Origin of the sequence: Rhodococcus globerulus, from assembly GCF_019334125.1 — a bacterium.
GTDB classification, from domain to species: Bacteria; Actinomycetota; Actinomycetes; order Mycobacteriales; family Mycobacteriaceae; genus Rhodococcus_F; species Rhodococcus_F globerula.
Genome location: NZ_CP079698.1, coordinates 5,693,786 through 5,712,626 on the forward strand (window position 1 = coordinate 5,693,786; position 18,841 = coordinate 5,712,626).

15 protein-coding genes are annotated in these 18,841 nt (G+C 63.3%); 5 read left to right on the forward strand and 10 right to left on the reverse strand.

The annotated features are described in order from the left end of the window. Positions 1-19 precede the first annotated feature (19 nt). Genes ectA through KYT97_RS26065 form a run of 4 tightly spaced genes read left to right on the forward strand, consistent with a single transcriptional unit; the run spans position 20 to position 3,203 of the window. Positions 20-535 (forward strand): diaminobutyrate acetyltransferase, encoded by a 516-nt coding sequence (ectA, locus tag KYT97_RS26050; protein ID WP_033232901.1) that lies wholly within the window; start codon positions 20-22, stop codon positions 533-535. A 48-nt stretch (positions 536-583) separates the two neighbouring features. Further along, positions 584-1,846, forward strand: a complete 1,263-nt coding sequence (ectB, locus tag KYT97_RS26055; RefSeq protein WP_045066943.1) for a diaminobutyrate--2-oxoglutarate transaminase — start codon at positions 584-586, stop codon at positions 1,844-1,846. 16 nt (positions 1,847-1,862) lie between these two features. After that, on the forward strand, positions 1,863-2,261 hold the full coding sequence (locus tag KYT97_RS26060) for an ectoine synthase (protein WP_033232898.1): 399 nt from the start codon (positions 1,863-1,865) through the stop codon (positions 2,259-2,261). 9 nt (positions 2,262-2,270) lie between these two features. Next, positions 2,271-3,203 (forward strand): D-isomer specific 2-hydroxyacid dehydrogenase family protein, encoded by a 933-nt coding sequence (locus tag KYT97_RS26065; protein ID WP_095885903.1) that lies wholly within the window; start codon positions 2,271-2,273, stop codon positions 3,201-3,203. 3 nt (positions 3,204-3,206) lie between these two features. Here the strand turns inward: KYT97_RS26065 and helR are convergent, their stop codons facing one another. Beyond that, the gene (gene helR / locus KYT97_RS26070) at positions 3,207-5,390 is read right to left on the reverse strand and encodes an RNA polymerase recycling motor ATPase HelR (protein ID WP_219111023.1); all 2,184 of its coding nucleotides are present in this window, start codon (positions 5,388-5,390) and stop codon (positions 3,207-3,209) included. Positions 5,391-5,528: 138 nt separating this feature from the next. Here helR and KYT97_RS26075 point away from each other — a divergent pair, with 138 nt between their 5' ends. Continuing rightward, positions 5,529-6,389, forward strand: a complete 861-nt coding sequence (locus KYT97_RS26075; protein WP_219111026.1) for an NAD-dependent protein deacetylase — start codon at positions 5,529-5,531, stop codon at positions 6,387-6,389. Here the strand turns inward: KYT97_RS26075 and proB are convergent. From proB to KYT97_RS26120, 9 genes are all read right to left on the reverse strand, one after another. Beyond that, on the reverse strand, positions 6,362-7,465 hold the full coding sequence (gene proB / locus KYT97_RS26080; RefSeq protein ID WP_033232894.1) for a glutamate 5-kinase: 1,104 nt from the start codon (positions 7,463-7,465) through the stop codon (positions 6,362-6,364). The two genes, KYT97_RS26075 and proB, sit on opposite strands and share 28 nt — an antisense overlap. Positions 7,466-7,498: 33 nt before the next feature. Next, positions 7,499-8,950 carry a GTPase ObgE gene (gene obgE, locus KYT97_RS26085; RefSeq protein WP_033232892.1) on the reverse strand — a complete coding sequence of 484 codons (1,452 nt, stop codon included), beginning with the start codon at positions 8,948-8,950 and terminating at the stop codon, positions 7,499-7,501. Between the two features lie 215 nt (positions 8,951-9,165). Further along, positions 9,166-9,435, reverse strand: a complete 270-nt coding sequence (rpmA, locus tag KYT97_RS26090) for a 50S ribosomal protein L27 (protein WP_003944532.1) — start codon at positions 9,433-9,435, stop codon at positions 9,166-9,168. A gap of 43 nt (positions 9,436-9,478) precedes the next feature. Next, positions 9,479-9,790: a 50S ribosomal protein L21 gene (gene rplU / locus KYT97_RS26095; RefSeq protein WP_033232889.1), complete on the reverse strand. Its 312-nt coding sequence runs from the start codon at positions 9,788-9,790 to the stop codon at positions 9,479-9,481. A gap of 322 nt (positions 9,791-10,112) precedes the next feature. Further along, positions 10,113-13,367 (reverse strand): translation initiation factor IF-2 N-terminal domain-containing protein, encoded by a 3,255-nt coding sequence (locus KYT97_RS26100; protein WP_219111029.1) that lies wholly within the window; start codon positions 13,365-13,367, stop codon positions 10,113-10,115. Between the two features lie 452 nt (positions 13,368-13,819). Continuing rightward, on the reverse strand, positions 13,820-14,239 hold the full coding sequence (gene ndk / locus KYT97_RS26105) for a nucleoside-diphosphate kinase (protein WP_045066939.1): 420 nt from the start codon (positions 14,237-14,239) through the stop codon (positions 13,820-13,822). An 18-nt stretch (positions 14,240-14,257) separates the two neighbouring features. Then, on the reverse strand, positions 14,258-14,677 hold the full coding sequence (locus KYT97_RS26110) for a DUF4233 domain-containing protein (protein ID WP_095885901.1): 420 nt from the start codon (positions 14,675-14,677) through the stop codon (positions 14,258-14,260). After that, complete coding sequence (gene folC, locus KYT97_RS26115) at positions 14,674-16,080, reverse strand: bifunctional tetrahydrofolate synthase/dihydrofolate synthase (protein WP_033233167.1); 1,407 nt, start codon at positions 16,078-16,080, stop codon at positions 14,674-14,676. Before folC ends, KYT97_RS26110 begins: the two co-directional genes overlap by 4 nt. 44 nt (positions 16,081-16,124) lie before the next feature. Then, a complete protein-coding gene (locus KYT97_RS26120; RefSeq protein ID WP_116102844.1) occupies positions 16,125-18,806 on the reverse strand; it encodes a valine--tRNA ligase in 2,682 nt (893 codons plus the stop codon). Positions 18,807-18,841: the final 35 nt, after the last annotated feature.

Below are 18,841 nucleotides of genomic sequence, written 5' to 3' on the forward strand. Positions count from 1 at the left end.
TGTTACGTTCAGATGACCGATGAAGCCAGTTGATACGAGAGCTATCCCGACCACCGCGCCGGACGCGGTGTTGTTACGAAGCCCACAGATCGATGACGGAGTCCGGCTCTGGCAGATCGCACGTGATTCACGAGTGCTCGACCTCAATTCGAGTTATGCATACCTGTTGTGGTGCAGGGATTTCAGTGCAACGTCCATCGTTGCGGAAGTTGACGGACGTGTGGTCGGATTTGTTTCCGGCTACACCCGGCCCAGCGAGCAGGAAACCCTGTTCGTGTGGCAGGTGGCTGTCGACGAAGACCAGCGCGGCAAGGCGATTGCCGGCCGCATGCTCGGCGCATTGATGGATCGCACTGCACCACTCGGCGTTACAACTATGGAGACGACGATCAGCCCCGACAACGAGGCTTCGATCGCACTCTTCACTGCGCTTGCCCGACGGCGCGATGTGCCGATCAGTAGGCAGAGCCTGTTCTCGCCCAACAACTTTCCCGATGGACACGAAGCCGAAGATCTGTACCGAATCGGCAACTAGCGCGTTTCCGCGTTGGTAAACAACCTGCCCCGGAGGAACAAAGAAGATATGAATACCGTCGAAGCAAGCATTTTCGAAACCCTCGAATCCGAGGTTCGCAGCTATTGCCGTGATTGGCCCGCAGTATTTACCAGCGCATCCGGATCCTGGATTCGTGACGAGAACGGCCGCGACTACCTGGATTTCTTCGCCGGCGCCGGCGCACTCAACTACGGGCACAACAACCCGGTCATGAAATCCGCACTCGTGGACTACATTCTCAGCGACGGAATTACCCACGGACTCGATATGTCCACCGTTGCCAAACGCGACTTCCTCGAGACTTTCCAGCGCAACATCTTGGAACCCCGCGGCCTGGACTACAAAGTCCAGTTCCCCGGCCCGACCGGAACCAATGCCGTCGAATCCGCGCTGAAACTGGCTCGTAAGGTGACCGGCCGCGAAGCAATCATCAACTTCACCAACGCTTTCCACGGCATGACTCTTGGTGCGTTGTCCGTCACCGGCAACTCGATGAAGCGCGCCGGCGCGGGCATACCACTCGTGCACTCGACACCGATGCCGTTCGACAACTACTTCGACGGCGTCACCGAGGACTTCCAGTGGTTCTCCCGCGTCCTCGACGATTCGGGTAGCGGAATCAACCGTCCCGCCGCAGTCATCGTCGAGACGGTCCAGGGCGAGGGCGGCGTGAATGTCGCTCGCCCCGAGTGGCTTCGGGCGCTCGCAACACTGTGCTCCGATCGCGAAATCCTCCTGATCGTCGACGATGTCCAAATGGGTTGTGGCCGTACAGGTCCGTTCTTCTCCTTCGAAGAGGCCGGCATCGTTCCGGATATCGTCACACTCTCGAAGTCGATCGGCGGCTACGGCATGCCGATGGCACTCACCCTGTTCAAACGCGAACTCGACGTGTGGGGCCCGGGCGAGCACAACGGAACGTTCCGCGGCAACAACCCGGCATTCGTGACGTCGAAGGTTGCACTCGATCACTACTGGTCGGACGACGCACTCACCAAGAGCACCCTGAAGAAGGGCGCGCGTATCAGCGAGTGCTTCGCCAATCTCGCCGATCAGTTCCCCGGTGAGGTCTCGACCCGCGGCCGGGGCCTGGTTCAGGGCCTCGTCTTCGAGCAGCCCGAGCGGGCCGGCAAGGTCTGCCAACTGGCATTCGACGAGGGATTGCTGGCGGAAACCTCCGGCCCGTCCGACCAGGTAGTGAAATTGCTTCCCGCGCTGACGATTACCGACGACGAGATCGAACACGGCCTGTCCATTCTGGCCGAAGCGACCGTCAAGGTATGCAGCTAGAGAAAGGAACTCCCCCATGATCGTGCGCACCACCACCGAGATCACCGACACCGATCGCGACATCACCAGCGAGGACGGCAACTGGCGCAGCAAGCGCATCGTCCTGGGTGGCGACCGCGTCGGATTCTCGTTCCACGAGACCACCATCAAGGCAGGATCGGTCAACACCTTCCACTACGCTAACCACGTCGAGGCCGTCTGGCTCGTCGAAGGCACCGGAAAGCTGATCGACCTCGACAACAACACCGAGTACGACCTCGCTCCCGGATCGATGTACCTGCTCAACGGGCACGAGCGTCACCGCGTCGAACCTGACACGGAAATGCGGATGCTGTGTGTGTTCAATCCGCCGGTCACCGGGCGTGAGGTACATGACGAGAACGGAATCTACCCACTCGTCGAGGTGCCCGCGTAGCGTCAAACCATGACGACTGACACCTCACCACGTGTAGCGATCGGCCCGTCCCCCGATGCACTGCTCGACAGTGCTGTGCTTCGGGGTGGCGGTTTGATCAGTCCGCTCGAGTCGGCCGACGCCCTGATCTGGGCCGGATCACCGGATTCGTTTCCGAGGGATTTGCCACCGTCGATCCGGTGGGTGCAGCTCCCCTCGGCCGGGATCGAGGACTGGTTCGAGGCCGGGGTGATTCCGAAGGACACCTACATCACGTGGACGTCTGCTGCGGGCGCGTTCTCGTCGTCGGTGGCAGAGCACGCCCTGATGTTGCTGCTGGCCGGAGTCAAACATCTGCCGGCCCACATCGAGGCAAAGACGTGGCGTCAGTTCGAGTTCTTCTCGAAGGTCGGCACACTGCGGGGTTCCACCGTGGCCATTATCGGCGCCGGTGGGATCGGCCGTGCGTTGATCCCGATGCTGGCCGCACAGGGGGCGGACAGCATCGCAGTCAATCGCAGCGGCAGCCCCGTGCCCGGCGCCCTGTCGACCTACCCGGCAATGCGTATGAACGAAATCTTTTCTCGCGCAGATCACTTCGTCATCGCGGCCCCGGCAACGCCCGAAACCCGCCATCTCATCGGAGCGACGCAACTCGCCGCGATGAAGCCACACTCCTGGGTGATCAACGTCGCCCGCGGTTCCCTCGTGGACACCGATGCGCTGGTGGACGCAATCGCGACGGAACGGATCGGCGGCGCCGGACTCGACGTCACCGATCCCGAACCGCTACCCGACGGCCACCCGCTGTGGGATCTGACCAACGCCATCATCACTCCCCACGATTCCAATCCCCCCGGAGTGCGGCCGGCCGCGTTCGCCGATCACGTGTCCAAGAACGTGACGCGGTTTGCGAACGGAGAGACCCTCGCAGCACTGGTCGATCCAATCGCGGGCTACTGATCCTCAGGCTTCGTCAAGTCCGGCCAGGGCTACCGGCAACGGGCCATGATGTAGGACGCCGAGGCGTTGGGTGGCACGGGTGAGGGCTACATACAGTTCGGCTGCACCTCGGGAACCCTCGGCCAGGATCCGTTCCGGTTCCACCACCAGAACGGCGTCGAACTCCAAGCCCTTCGTCTCCGACGCCGGCACCGTGCCCGGCACACCGTGTGGACCGATGACAATGCTTGTGCCCTCGCGACCGGCTTCATCGCGTACGAATTCCGCTATGGCGGAGCCGAGTTCAACGGGGTCGACTCGCTTCGACCACGGGGCTACGCCACACGACCTGACCGACTCCGGCGGCAAGACCGACGGCGCAAACTCCGCGAGCAGGGCCGCAGCGACGCTCATGATCTCGGCGGGAGTGCGGTAGTTCACCGACAGTGATCGGTAGACCCAACGGCCAGGCACGTACGGTTCCATCATCGCGCTCCACGTGGTCGCGCCGGCGGCCGACCGTCGTTGAGCAAGATCGCCCACCACGGTGAAGGATCGATCGGGGCAGCGACGCATCAACACCCGCCAGTCCATTTCGGATAGCTCCTGGGCCTCGTCCACCACGACGTGCCGGTACGTCCAATCCCGGTCAGCGGCAGCACGTTCGGCGAGGTCGCGGGTATCGAGCTCGACAAAGCGATCGGCCAGATCCTCGGCGTACAGCATGTCCTGAGCCAGCAGATGGTCCTCGTCGTCCATGAGGTCCTCGCGGCTGATCATCATGTCCAGCACGCCGGCGGCATAGGCGGCTTCCTCCTTGCGTTCGTGTTCGGCGGCCTGATCGACGGGTTTGTCTCGGCCCAACAGGTCGACCAATTCGTCGAGCAACGGCACATCCGAAACCGTCCACGCGTCACCCTGCGCGCGCAGCAGCACGTCGTCACCGCCCGCCGCCTGCAGTCGCGCGGTAGACGTATACAGCTCTGCAAGAAGCGTTTCCGGCGTCAGGATCGGCCACAGATCGTCAAGCGCGGCGATGAACCCGGCATGTTCCGTGAGCTCCTCGATCAGGTCCTCCCGCAGTTGTTCCCACGCGTCGCGATCCGACCGGCTCAGCCAGCCCCGGCCGATCCGGGATATCGCGCGCTCGGTGAGCGCCCACGTGAGTACCTCGGTGAACACCGCCCGGGCGTCGTTGTGCGCGTGACCACTGGCGCGTGCCTCTTCTCTGGCCCACTGCGCAGTCTCGGCGTCGATCCGCACCGTAGCGTCCGCGAGTTCGATCACCACCGGTTCCGTGGGCAGTTGTTGCCAGTCGGCAACAGCAGCCGCGAGCACGTCCAGGAACTTCAGGGAACCCTTGATTCGGGCAGCCTCCGGAAGGTCCTCAGCCGTGACACTGCGACCGGGCACCAGATCACCCGTCGTCATGAACACCACGTCGGATTCGCCCAGCGACGGTAGTACCCGGCCGATGTGGGTGAGGAATGCCGGGTTGGGCCCGACCACCAGTACGCCGTGGCGTTCCATCCGCGCCCGCTGGGTGTACAGGAGATACGCGACGCGGTGCAGCGCCACCACAGTCTTCCCGGTTCCTGGTCCACCCTCGATCACCAGTACCCCGGGGTGATCGAGTCGGACGATGTCGTCCTGCTCCGCCTGGATCGTTGCCACGATGTCGCGCATTCCGTCGCCACGCGGTGCATTGACCGCCGCGAGCAACGCCGCGTCGCCCCGCTCGGTACCACCCGGCCGGCCGAGCACCTCGTCGGTGAAATCGACCACACGACGCCCGCGCGTGTGGAACTGGCGGCGTCGACGCATGTTTTCCGGGTGAGCAGCGGTGGCGACGTAGAACGGCCGTGACGCCGGCGCCCGCCAATCGAGCAGCACCGGTTCGTACTCGTTGTCCGCGTCCAGAAGGCCGATGCGACCGATGTAACTGTGCTCACCATCGAGACTGTCCAGCCGTCCGAAACACAGCCCGTTGTCTGCCACATCGAGCCGCTTTGCCTCGGTGGCAAGGGCGCGCACCTCGTCGTCGCGTTGCAAGAGGTTTCCGCCGTCTCCCCGCAATGCTGTGGTGTACCTCCCCTTCACTCGCGCACGCTCGGCATCGAGCCGCGCGTAAAGCCCCTCCACGTAAGCCTGCTCGGCGCTCAATTCGTCTTCGTACCCCTGGGTTGGCACGTGCCCCTCCACTTCCATGGCTCTTCCGATCCCTCAGTCACCTGGGATCGGAAGAGCCATTCTGCGGCACTGCCCCGGCCTTGCCGCAAGCCCCCCAGTCGGCTATATATTGAAAGTGGAAGCGCGCGCCTACTGACGCCGACGGCCTATCCTGGAATGGTGCCAACCAGTGACAGTCGCCTCGACGCCCTTACCGAGCTCCTGTCCGGGCGCCGACTCGCAATTTTGACCGGCGCGGGCATCTCCACCGACTCCGGAATCCCTGACTACCGCGGGCCCGATTCCCCGCCGCGCAATCCGATGACTTTCCAGCAGTTCATCGGCGATTCCGCGTTCCGGCGCCACTACTGGGCGCGCAACCACATCGGCTGGCGGTACATGGACAGCTCCCGGCCAAACCAGGGCCACCGGGCGGTGGCGACGCTGGAGCGCGGTGGCCGAGCCGTCGGAGTCATCACCCAGAATGTCGACCTCCTGCACACCAAGGCCGGAGCCCGCAATGTCATCGACCTACACGGCACGTACGCACAGGTTCGCTGCTTGAACTGTCAGCGTTTGATCTCGCGGACAACACTGGCCGAACAACTCGAGGAAGCCAACCCAGGATTCGCCGAAACTGTTGCTGCGGCAAAGGGAGTCGAGATAGCACCGGACGCAGATGCGGTCATCGAGTCGACCGCCCATTTCCGGGTTGTCGACTGCGGCGCGTGCGGCGGAATTCTCAAGCCCGACATCGTGTACTTCGGTGAGTCCGTCCCCAAGGAACGAGTTGCCCGCGCGTACAACCTGGTCGACGAAGCCGACGCCGTACTGGTTGCCGGTTCGTCGTTGACCGTCATGTCGGGACTACGGTTCGTCCGCTACGCCGCGAAAGCGGGAAAGCCCGTTGCGATAGTCAATCGAGGACTCACCCGCGGAGACGAATTCGCCGCCCTCAAACTCGACATCGGTTGCACCGAAGCACTTTCCGCTCTCGCGGCGAGCGAAAGCTACAGCGCTACCAAGTCATCGGCGTGAACAACCGGACGCTGCATATCCGCCGGCAGATCCGCGGTGGAGCGTCCGAGGATTTCCTCGATCTCCGACGCATCGAACGCGACAACACCACGGGCAACGGGCTTCTCCCCCGGCCCCATCAACGACACCACGTCGCCGGCATGGAAATCACCTGAGACACCGACGATTCCGGCAGACAACAAGCTACGACGCTTTGTGACGACCGCCCGAACTGCGCCTTCATCGAGATGCACGTCGCCCTGCGTATCTGCGGCATGACGCACCCAGAACCTGCGGGCCGAGAGCCTGGTGGGCCGCGCGGCAAACGCGGTTCCCACATCGGCGCCGCTCAAGGCCGCAGCCGCGTCGGACGCAGCCGCAAGCAGAACGGGCACACCGGAATCGGCGGCCAAACGGGCAGCTGAGAGCTTGGACGCCATGCCGCCCGTACCCAGCGCGCCACCCGAACCGGCCACGACGCCGTCAAGATCCTCGGGGCTGTTGACCTCGGGAATCAGTGTGGCACTACCCTTCCGGGGATCACCGTCGTACAGACCGTCGACATCCGACAGGAGAATCAGCGCGTCTGCTCCGACGAGGTGAGCCACCAATGCGGCCAGTCGATCGTTGTCACCGAAACGGAGTTCTGTTGTTGCGACAGTGTCGTTTTCGTTGACGATCGCCACCGCGTGCAATGCCCGAAGTCGATCGAGGGTGCGCTGAGCGTTGCGGTGTTGTGTCCGCCGAGCGATGTCGTCAGCGGTGAGCAGAACCTGCCCCACGGTTCGCCCGTAGCGCGCAAAGGACGTACCCCAGGCATGAGCCAGCGCCAATTGTCCGACGCTGGCTGCCGCCTGCTTTGTTGCGAGGTCGCGAGGTCGTTTGGTGAGCCCCAGTGGAGCCAATCCGGCACCCACGGCACCGGAGGACACCACAACGACGTCCGAACCCGCACGCATGCGAGCTTCGATGGCGTCGGCCAGCAGATCCAGCCGATGGGTATCGAGGCCCGCAACCAAACTGGTCAGTGCGGACGACCCGATCTTCACGACAATACTGTGAGCCGACGCAATCGACTCCCTGGTGGAACCGAGCACAGTCCCGTTCCCTCGCTTCTGGTTTCGCGTGTGTTAGCTGTCTTCGTCGAGCAAACCGCGGCGAACGCGTCGAGCGTGCTTACGCTCGTCGGCGCCAATGCGCTCGACCTGATCGAGTCGCGGATCGGTACCGCGACCCGTACGGGTCAAGTCGATGCCGGCCGGAGTCATCGGCTCCCACTCGAAGCTGACGTCACCGATCGTGACCGATGCCCCGGGCTGTGCGCCCTTCTTGACCAGTGCATCTTCGACGCCCAACCGTGCGAGACGGTCGGCAAGGTAGCCAACGGCCTCGTCGTTGTCGAAGGCCGTCTGACGGATCCACCGCTCCGGACGCGTACCGCGGACGACAAATCCACCGGGAATATCGGGATCCTTCTCGATGGTGAAGCTGGAATCCTTGACCTTGATCGGCCTGATGACCTGACGCTTCGGCTCCGGCTTGGGGTTAGCCTCCTGGTAGTCGCGCACCATCTTCGCCAACGCGAATGTCAACGGGCGCAAACCTTCACGGCTCACGGCCGAAATCGTGAATACCGGCCATCCGCGGGCTTCGATCTCCGGTGTGACCATCTCGGCCAACTCCGCAGCCTCAGGCACGTCCGCCTTGTTGAGGATGACAACGCGCGGGCGCTTGTCGAGGTCACCGAGTCCCGAGTCGCCGGACAGCGCGGGCGTGTACGCGGCCAGTTCCGCTTCGAGGGCGTCGATGTCGGACATCGGATCGCGTCCCGGATCCAGAGTTGCGCAGTCGATCACGTGCGCGAGTACGGCGCAGCGCTCGATGTGGCGCAGGAAGTCCAGACCCAGACCGCGGCCTTCGCTGGCACCGGGGATCAGTCCGGGAACGTCGGCGACGGTGAACGTGGTCTCACCACTGGAGACGACACCGAGATTGGGAACCAGCGTCGTGAACGGGTAGTCCGCGATCTTCGGCTTGGCTGCCGAGAGGACGGAAACCAGTGAAGACTTACCGGCGGAGGGGAATCCGAGCAGACCCACGTCGGCAACCGACTTGAGCTCGAGAACCAGATCACGCTCGACGCCGTCTTCACCGAGCAACGCGAAGCCGGGGGCCTTGCGGGCCTTCGAGGCCAATGCCGCGTTGCCGAGTCCACCACGTCCACCTTGAGCGGCGTCGTAGCGGCTACCAACGCCGACGAGGTCAGCCAGGACATTGCCGTCTGTGTCGAGCACGACGGTGCCGTCCGGAACCTTCAGGATGAGATCTTCGCCGTTGGCACCTTCACGGTTGCTGCCGGCACCCTGCTTGCCGTTGGTGGCCTTCGCATTGGGATGGAAGTGGAAGTCGAGGAGAGTGTGGATGTTCTCGTCGACGACGAGAACGACGTCGCCGCCGCGTCCGCCGTTCGCACCGTCCGGGCCGCCGAGCGGTTTGAACTTCTCGCGGTGTACGGAGGCGCAACCATTGCCGCCTTTTCCAGCGCTGACGTGCAGCACAACACGGTCAATGAATCGGGACATGACTGCCGGATCCTTCCTCAGTCAATTGCGGGTCTCACGCGATGAGCTGAACTTCTGGTGAGCAGGGTTGCTCGGGGGGTATTAGGTACTGCTTAAACAAACAATAGGGGCGGACCGGGTTATTTCAACCCTGGTCCGCCCCTATTGGGAGCTTGGAACGCGTCACGGCCTCACTGAAAACAGCAGCACCTGTGACACACAACTAGCGAGAGAGACTAGACCTCAGCCGCAACGACGGCCGGAACGATGTTCACGGTCTTGCGTCCACGCTTCTGGCCGAACTCGACTGCACCGGCAGCGAGAGCGAACAGGGTGTCGTCGCCGCCACGGCCGACGTTGACGCCGGGGTGGAAGTGCGTGCCGCGCTGGCGAACCAGGATTTCGCCTGCGCTGACGGACTGGCCGCCGAAGCGCTTCACGCCGAGGCGCTGGGCGTTTGAATCGCGACCGTTACGGGAGCTGGATGCACCCTTCTTATGTGCCATGCTATTGACCCTCCTCGGGTGAAATTAGCTAGAAAGAACTTAGTTACTTGATGCCCGTGACCTTGAGCACCGTAAGCGGCTGCCTGTGGCCCTGACGCTTGTGGTAACCGGTCTTGTTCTTGAACTTGTGGATGCGGATCTTCGGGCCCTTGGTGTGCTCGACGATCTCACTGGTGACTGCGACCTTGGCCAGCTTGGCCGTGTCGGTGGTCAGGTCAGATCCGTCAACCACGAGAACGGGAGCAAGCGAGACAGCAGTGCCGGGCTCACCCTCGATCTTCTCGACCTTGACGAGGTCACCAACAGCGACCTTGTACTGCTTTCCGCCGGTCTTGACGATCGCGTACGTTGCCATCGGAGGGCTACCCCTTGCTTCTTCGAACTTGCTCGCGCTGCTGCCTGAGGCGTCAAATGCATCGCGACTGGTCTGGTTTATGTCACCTCGGCTCGATGCTGATGCATCGGGACATTCCCGCACTCTAGGCACACGGAATCTCTACCGCCGGGTGGCGACTATGCAAGGTTACGGGAAAGCAACCGTCATGGTCAAACCGCCCCGCCGAGGGGTGAAACGATCCTGCATTTACTGCGTCTACCAGCAGAAACTTCGGGTCATGGCTTCGGCGCCCGCCACAGCGGGTCGGGCACCGAAGCCAATTTCCGAAAGGAGGTAGTTCTTACTCGCCGTCAACCGGCGGACCGGCCGGACGGGCTGCTGCTCGGCGTCGACGCGGCCTCTTGACCACAACGACGTCGTCTTCGACCGGCGCCGCTGCGCTGGCAGCAACAGGCTCCGCTACGGCTTCCGCCACAGGTTCGGGCGTCGGCAGGACAAAGACCGTGCCGACCTCGGGTGCCTCGACACTGGGCGCTGCCGCAGCCCGAGACGCCCTGCGACTGCGACGACGACTCCGCGGAGCGGTCTCAACTGCTGCGGCATCACCAGCGCTATCTGCCTGCGCCGCAACACCATCCACAGCAACATCAGTAGCCCGGCCAGAATCGGCAGCGGACGAATCCGCGGCCACCGGCGTCGGCTCGGCACTTTTGGATGCATCTACCTCCGCCGGCACAGCGCTCTGCTCGTCGTGACTGTGCTCGTCGTGACTGTGCTCGTCGTGATGTGCAGCCATCGCCAATGCCACGGGATGTGCCCGCTTAACTGTCGCGTCGACTGCCGGAACCTCCGGCGTCGGCGCTTCGTGTCCGTTGGACTCTGCGGCGGCCGGCTTGTCCGAGCGGCCACGCTTGTTCTTGCGTGAGCTTCCGGATTCGCTGCGCTGCTGCGATGACCGTGCACCGCCGTCGTCAGCGGTCTTCATCTCGACCGGTTCGGAATGGACGATGATGCCGCGACCGTGGCAGTGCTCACAGGTTGTCGAGAAGGCCTCGACCAGCCCGGTGCCCAGCTTCTTACGGGTCATCTGGACCAAACCGAGCGACGTGACCTCGGATACCTGGTGACGCGTGCGATCACGGCCCAGGCATTCGGTCAGTCGACGCAGGACTAGATCGCGATTCGATTCGAGAACCATGTCGATGAAGTCGACGACGATCATTCCGCCGATGTCGCGCAAGCGCATCTGACGAACGATCTCCTCGGCAGCTTCGAGGTTGTTGCGCGTCACGGTCTCTTCGAGGTTGCCGCCGGCGCCGGTGAACTTGCCGGTATTGACGTCGACGACAGTCATGGCCTCGGTGCGGTCGATCACCAGCGTGCCGCCGGACGGCAACCACACCTTGCGATCGAGAGCCTTGGCCAACTGCTCGTCGATGCGACGGGCCTGGAAAATGTCGATGCCGTTGTTCGGCGTGTACTTCTCGAGGCGCGGCAGGAGATCCGGAGCGACGGAGTTGATGTAGTTCTCCACCGTGCCGTGAGCCTTGTCGCCCTCGATGACCAGCTTGGAGAAATCCTCGTTGAACAGGTCACGAATAACCTTGACCAGCATGTCCGGCTCTTCGTACAGCGCCTGCGGGCTGCCCGACTTTCCGGAGTCCGCCGCGGCGGCCTGCTCTTCGATTCCCGCCCACTGAGCCTGCAGACGAGTGACGTCGCGCGCCAACTCCTCTTCGCTGACACCTTCGGACGCCGTGCGGATGATCACGCCGGCATCGGCCGGAACGATGTCGCGCAGGATTTCCTTGAGACGCTTGCGCTCGGTGTCTGGCAGCTTGCGGCTGATACCGGTGGACGAACCACCGGGCACGTAGACGAGGAAACGTCCGGCCAGAGAGATCTGCGTGGTCAGACGGGCACCCTTGTGTCCGACCGGATCCTTGCTGACCTGCACCAGAACCTGATCGCCCGGCTTGAGAGCCTGCTCGATCTTGCGGGAATTGCCGCCGAGACCGGCAGCTTCCCAGTTGACCTCACCGGCATACAGCACACCGTTGCGTCCACGTCCGATGTCGATGAACGCGGCTTCCATGCTGGGCAGCACGTTCTGGACGCGGCCCAGGTACACGTTGCCCACCATCGACGCGGCGGCCGAGTTGGTGACGAAGTGCTCGACGAGGACGCCGTCTTCGAGGACTGCTACCTGCGTCGTCGCGTGCGGCTGACCGCTGTCGGCGCGATCGCGTACAACCATCACGCGATCAACGGCCTCGCGGCGGGCCAGGAACTCGGACTCGGTCAGGATCGGCGGACGACGACGCCCCGCATCACGCCCGTCGCGGCGACGCTGACGCTTGGCTTCGAGTCGCGTGGAGCCACTGATTCCCTGAACCTCGTCGCGCACGACACGCGTCTTGCTGCGCGGTTCGCGCTCGTGAACGACCGTGTTGGGCGGGTCGTCCTCGGACGTCGTTGTGGCATCGGCTCCGCTGTCGGAGCCGGTCTTACGACGACGGCGACGACGGCGACGACGGTTGTTGCCATCCGCGTCGAGATCGGAATCTTCGCTGCTCTCGGACTCGGCGTCGCTCTCGGCTTCTTCGGACTTGACCGCGACGTCCGTCGACGTGCTCTTGGCGGTATCAGGAGCCGACTCGGAGGTCGATTCGTCCGATTCGGACTCGTCCTCATTCTGTTCGCCTGCCTGCTCACCGCGCCCACGGCCACGGCCACGGCGTCCACGGCGACGACGACGCGGCTGGTCGTCGTCTTCCTCGTCGGATTCAGCCTCGGCGTTCTCGCCCTCAGCCTGCGGTGCGGTGACGGTCTCCGGCGCCTGCCCGGTTTCGACTCCAGCTGCTTCGACTGCCGCTGCCTCGACGACAGCTGTTTCGGCCGGTGCGCTCTCGGTCTCGACCGGTGCGCTCGACTTCTCCTCGACCACCGGTGCTGCCGGTTCACGACGAGCCCGGCGACGACGCGGCGCAACCTCGACCGCTTCCATGTCAGGCTGCAGGAAGAGCGGGACCTGAGCCGGTGCCTGCTCCGCTTCGGGTGCGTGAGTCTGCGCTGCTTCGAAGGACGTGAAGAGATCCGACTGCTCGGGCTCGCTAACCTGCAACGCTGCGGCCGCATCAAGATCTGCGGCGATCTCGGCAACCGCGGGGTCAACCACAGCGGGCTCAGCGACTGCGGACTCAACCACTGCCGGCTCTTCTGCGACAACCTTCTTGCGTGAACGACGCGCACGGGCCGGCTTTTCCGCAACGGACGGAGCCTCAGGCGTCTCGACAGGCGTCTCGACAGGCTTCTCGACAGGCTTCTCGACAACGGGGTCGATCAGAGCGTCGAGTTCTGCAGCTACCGGCTCGATGGCATCGGCAACAGCATGCAGAGACGCATGGATGCGCTCGGCGACATCACGGTGCACGCTCGACTGAGCGCTGCGAATCTCGGTTCCGAGCGCAGCAGCCTCCGCGAGGACCTGCTTGCTGGTGATTCCCAGCAACTTAGCCAGCGCATGTACGCGCATCTTGTCCGGAAAGACCGGAGTTTCGTTCGATTCTGAATCTGTTGGGGCTTGATCGGCCACGTAAGTCTCCTCAGCCCCCGGGCGCGTCCAACTCTGCAATCGAGTTGTCACGCGGCCACGCAGGGGCGCGCTGTGTGTACTCGCACTCAGAAGTGAGTGCGAGATTGTAAGGTCTCGCTCCGCATGGTCCGTAGTGCCCGTTATTCACTGCGTACACATGAAGTGCCTGGCTGGATGGCTGTTGTCCGTGAGGTTCGTGGCCCGAGCGCCTGATCATCCAGCGTGCAAAGGTCCAGGGATTTCCTGTTGACCGATAGCAGCGATGAAAGGGCATCGAGCGCAATGTCACGTCGAACCTGGTGTCACATCGAAACTTGGGTGTCATCCGGTTGAACACACGTAGAACAAAAATTGCGCTTCAACCAATAGCAGTATCCCACACCGATGCGCCCGTTACTTGCAAGGGCGCACCAATGTGGGACAAGTACTGCTCGGGGAAACGCGTCGAAGAGTCAGATGGACGACAGAGCCGGGAACCACAGCGCAATCTCGCGCTCGGCAGATTCGACGGAATCGCTTCCGTGCACCAGGTTCTGCTGCGATTCGAGACCGAAGTCGCCACGAATCGTGCCCGGTAGCGCCTTCTCGACGGGGTCGGTACCGCCGGCGAGCTGACGGAATGCGGCGATGGCGCGAGGGCCTTCGAGCACTACGGCAACCAACGGACCGGACGTGATGAACTCCAACAAGCTCGGGTAGAACGGACGCTCGGCGTGCTCCGCATAGTGGCTACCAGCCACGTCTTCGGAAGCGGTGCGAAGGTCGAGTGCTGCGATGGTCAGGCCTTTGCGCTCGATACGACTCAGGATTTCTCCCACGTATCCACGGGCAACGGCGTCGGGCTTGATCAGTACGAGGGTGCGCTCAGTCACGTCGGCCAGCCTAAATGGTCAGTCGCGCTGACCCGGAAGCAGGCCCTCATCCATCCGTCGCGCGATGTCCTTACGCAGGTAGACCAGGTACGCCCACACCAAGGCAAAGACGATTCCCATGATGCCGATGGAGTAGTGAACGAAGAACCCGAGGATCAGTAGGACCTGCAGAGCAATGTTGTACTTCATCGCCCACGGACGTCCCTGGATACCGCAGCCCAGGATCATCAACACTGCCAAGCCCAGAATGTACGTACCGGAGAACCAGTTCAGTCCGTCGCCGACAACCTGCACGACGGGGATCGTCAGCAGGACAACGATCACCTCGAGAATCAAGGTTCCCGACGCAATTCCGCGGAAACCCTTCCACGGATCCTTGGTCGGCGCGCCGAACTGAGATCGACCGGGCTCCGGGTTCGATTCTGACGGGGTACTCACGCTGGATCCTTTCCGAACAATGTGCGGGCCGCGCCGGCTGTCACGACGGATCCGGTGACCACAACACCTGCCCCGGATACTGCTTCGCCTGGTTCGGCTACTTGTTCCGCAATTTCGATGGCGGTCTCCAAGGCGTCCACCAACTGCGGAGCGACGACCACCCGCTCGTCGCCGAACTTGGCGACGGCGATGTTCGCGAGTTCCTCGACGTCCATCGCGCGCGGTGAACCGTTATGCGTCACCACGATCTCGTCGAAGACGGACTCGAACGCGGTCATGATCGCGTCGACGTCCTTGTCCTTCATGACGCTGACAACTCCGACGAGCTTGCGGAAGTCGAACTCGGCCGCCAGCGCCGCCGCGAGTGCGCGCGCTCCGTCCGGATTGTGTGCCGCGTCGAGGAAAACCGTCGGCGCACTCCGAACTCGTTCGAGGCGACCAGGATTGACGACGGAGGAAAAACCGGCGCGAATGGCGTCCTGATCGAGTTGCCGATCGGGCCCCGCCCCGAAGAAGGCTTCGACGGCTGCCAGGGCTAGTGCCGCATTTCGCGCTTGGTGCTCACCGTGGAGCGGCAGGAAGATCTCGGTGTAGACGCCGCTGAGTCCTTGAAGTTCGAGCTGTTGTCCGCCGACGGCGATCTGGCGGCCAAGCACCTTGAACTCGGATCCTTCGCGGGCCACCGCAGCGTCGACCTCGACGGCGCGGCGCAGCAGCACCTCCATGACTTCGGGGGTCTGCTCGGCGATGATCGCGACAGTGTCGACCGGCACCAGGCTCTCGCGGCCCTTCTTGATGATCCCGGCCTTTTCCTCCGCGATTCCCGCGAGGTCGTTACCCAGGTACTCGGCGTGATCGAGGCTGATCGGGGTGATGACCGCAACCTGGCCGTCGATGACGTTGGTGGCATCCCATCGTCCACCCAATCCGACCTCGACAACAGCCACATCGACGGGCGCTTCCGCAAACGCGGCGTACGCCATCGCGGTAAGCACCTCGAACTTGCTCATGGCCGGTCCCCCGGCGGCTTCGGACTGCTGATCGATCATCTGCACGTACGGTTCGATCTCGCGGAACGTGTCCACGTACAGACGCGGCGAGATCGGCGCCCCGTCGATGCTGATCCGCTCGGTCGCGATCTGCAGGTGCGGACTGGTGGTCCGGCCAGTGCGGCGATGCAGCGCGGTCATGAGCGAGTCGATCATCCGGGTCACCGAGGTCTTGCCGTTGGTTCCGGTGACGTGCACGGACGGATAGTTGTGCTGCGGCGAGCCGAGCACATCCATGAGGGCCTCGATGCGCGTGAGTGACGGCTCCATCTTGGTTTCCGGCCACCGCTTGTCGAGTTCTGCCTCGACCAGCGCCAACTCGGCGATGTCGACCGGAGTCGGCACCGAACTGATCGGCGGGAAACCGGACTCCCCGAATTCCGGAGGTTCTACCGAGCTCACTTGTCGCCCAACTCCTTCAAACGGTTGGTGATGCGCTCGATCTCTTCGACGGCGATCTGACGGCGCGTCTTGATCTTGTCGACGACGGCGTCGGGAGCCTTCGCGAGGAAGGCTTCGTTGGCGAGCTTGTTGTCTGCGGTGACCAGTTCCTTCTGTGCTGCCGTCAGGTCCTTCTCGAGCCGCTTCTTCTCGGCGCCCAGGTCGATGGTGCCCGAGGTGTCGATGTCGACCGTGACTGTGCCCTTGCTCAGGCGCACCTCCACCGAGATGGAGGCGGTGAAGCCTTCTTCGGGTTCGGTGAGCTTGGCGAGGGCCTGGACATACGCAAACTGGCCGTCGAGGCCGGCTTCGGAGAGACCGGACGCACGCGCCGGAACCTTCTGAGAAGGCTTGAGGCCCTGATCATTTCGGAAGCGGCGAACCTCGGTGATCAAACGCTGGGTGTCCTCGATGCGAGTAGCAGCATCAGCGTCGACAGCATTGCCGGACTGAGTCGGCCACTCGGCAACAACAACCGATTCACCGCCCGTGAGGACCTTCCACAAGGTCTCCGTCACAAACGGGATGACCGGGTGCAGCAGGCGCAGCAATGCGTCGAGCACGTTGCCGAGCACCGCGCGGGTGTTGGCGGCGACGGTTTCGTCGGCGGCAAACTGAACCTTCGCCAATTCGAGGTACCAGTCACAAACCTCGTCCCACGCGAAGTGGAACAGGCCTTCGCAAGCCTTGCTGAACTCGTAGCGATCGAACGCCGAATCGGCCTCGGCTGCAACGGTATCCAGGCGATCGAGAATCCACCGGTCGGCGTCGGTGAGCTCACTGCGCGCCGGCAGCGGTGCCGGTGCAGCGCCGTTCATGAGTGCAAACTTGGTGGCATTGAACAGCTTTGTAGCGAAGTTGCGCGAGGACTGTGCGGAATCCTCACCAACGGAGAGGTCACTGCCGGGGTTTGCACCGCGGGCGAGTGTGAACCGCAGGGCGTCGGCGCCGAAACGCTCGACCCAATCCAGCGGGTCGATACCGTTGCCACGCGATTTCGACATCTTCTTACCGAACTGGTCACGGACCAACCCGTGCAGGAACACGTCCTTGAACGGAACTTGCGGACCCGTTTTGCCGGCTCCGGCAGTGATCGACTCGTCTTCCGAGACATACGTGCCGAACATCATCATGCGAGCAACCCAGAAGAACAGGATGTCGTAACCCGTCACCAAAACGCTGGTGGGGTAGAACTTTTCGAGTTCGGCGGTGCTCTCCGGCCATCCCATGGTCGAGAAGGGCCACAGACCCGAGGAGAACCACGTGTCGAGAACGTCAGGGTCCTGGACCCAGCCTTCTGGTGCCGTCTCGTCAGGACCGAAGCTGGCAACTTCGCCTTCGGGGCCGTACCAGACGGGGATGCGGTGACCCCACCACAGCTGACGCGAGATGCACCAGTCGTGCATGTTGTCGACCCAGTCGAACCAACGCGGCTCCTGGCTGGCCGGATGAATGACGGTGTCGCCGTTACGGACTGCGTCACCGGCAGCCTTGGCCAGGCTTTCGACCTTGACCCACCACTGCAGCGACAGGCGCGGCTCGATGGCTTCACCACTGCGCTCGGAGTGTCCGACGCTGTGCAGGTACGGGCGCTTCTCGGCGACGACGCGACCCTGCTCGGCCAGAGCTTCGCGAACCTTGACGCGCGCTTCGAAGCGGTCCATGCCGTCAAATTGTGTTCCGGTGTCGGCGATCTTGCCGGTCTTGTCCATGATGGTGGGCATGGGCAGGTTGTGCCGCACGCCCATCTCGAAGTCGTTGGGGTCGTGAGCCGGCGTGATCTTGACTGCGCCGGTTCCGAACTCGGGGTCGACGTAGTCGTCCGCGATGATCGGGATCTGACGGCCGGTGAACGGGTGCTCGAGTGTGGTTCCGAGCAGGTGCTTGTAGCGCTCGTCGTCGGGATGGACCGCCACCGCGGTATCACCGAGCATCGTCTCCACACGAGTAGTGGCGACAATCACGTGCGGCTCGCTGTCGTCGAGTGAACCGTAGCGAAGGGAAACGAGCTCACCTTCGACGTCCTCGAACTTGACCTCGATGTCGGAGATCGCGGTCTGCAGCACGGGCGACCAGTTGACCAGACGCTCGGCGCGGTAGATCAGGCCCTCGTCGAACATGCGCTTGAATACGGTCTGCACCGCACGCGAGAGGTTCTCGTCCATCGTGAAGCGCTCGCGGCTCCAGTCGACACCGTCACCGATGCGGCGCATCTGGCCGCCGATGGTGCCACCGGATTCGCGCTTCCACTCCCAGACCTTTTCGATGAAGGCTTCGCGGCCCAGGTCTTCCTTCTTGGTGCCCTCTGCTGCCAGCTGCTTCTCGACGACGGACTGCGTCGCGATACCGGCGTGGTCCATGCCCGGCAGCCACAGAACTTCGAAGCCCTGCATCCGCTTGCGGCGGCTCAGAACATCCATGAGGGTGTGATCGAGCGCATGGCCCATGTGCAGGCTGCCGGTCACGTTCGGCGGCGGAAGCACGATCGAGTATCCGGGCTTGTCGCTGGTGGCGTCGGCGCGGAAGTAACCCGCATCCACCCAGCCCTGATACAAATCAGCCTCTACAGCACTGGGGTCCCAGCTTTTGGGGAGGGCGTCGGCGGGGGTCTGCGGGTTCTCTGGAGCTGCACTGGTCACGCCTTGATCCTAATGACTCCCCCGTCCAGCGTGAA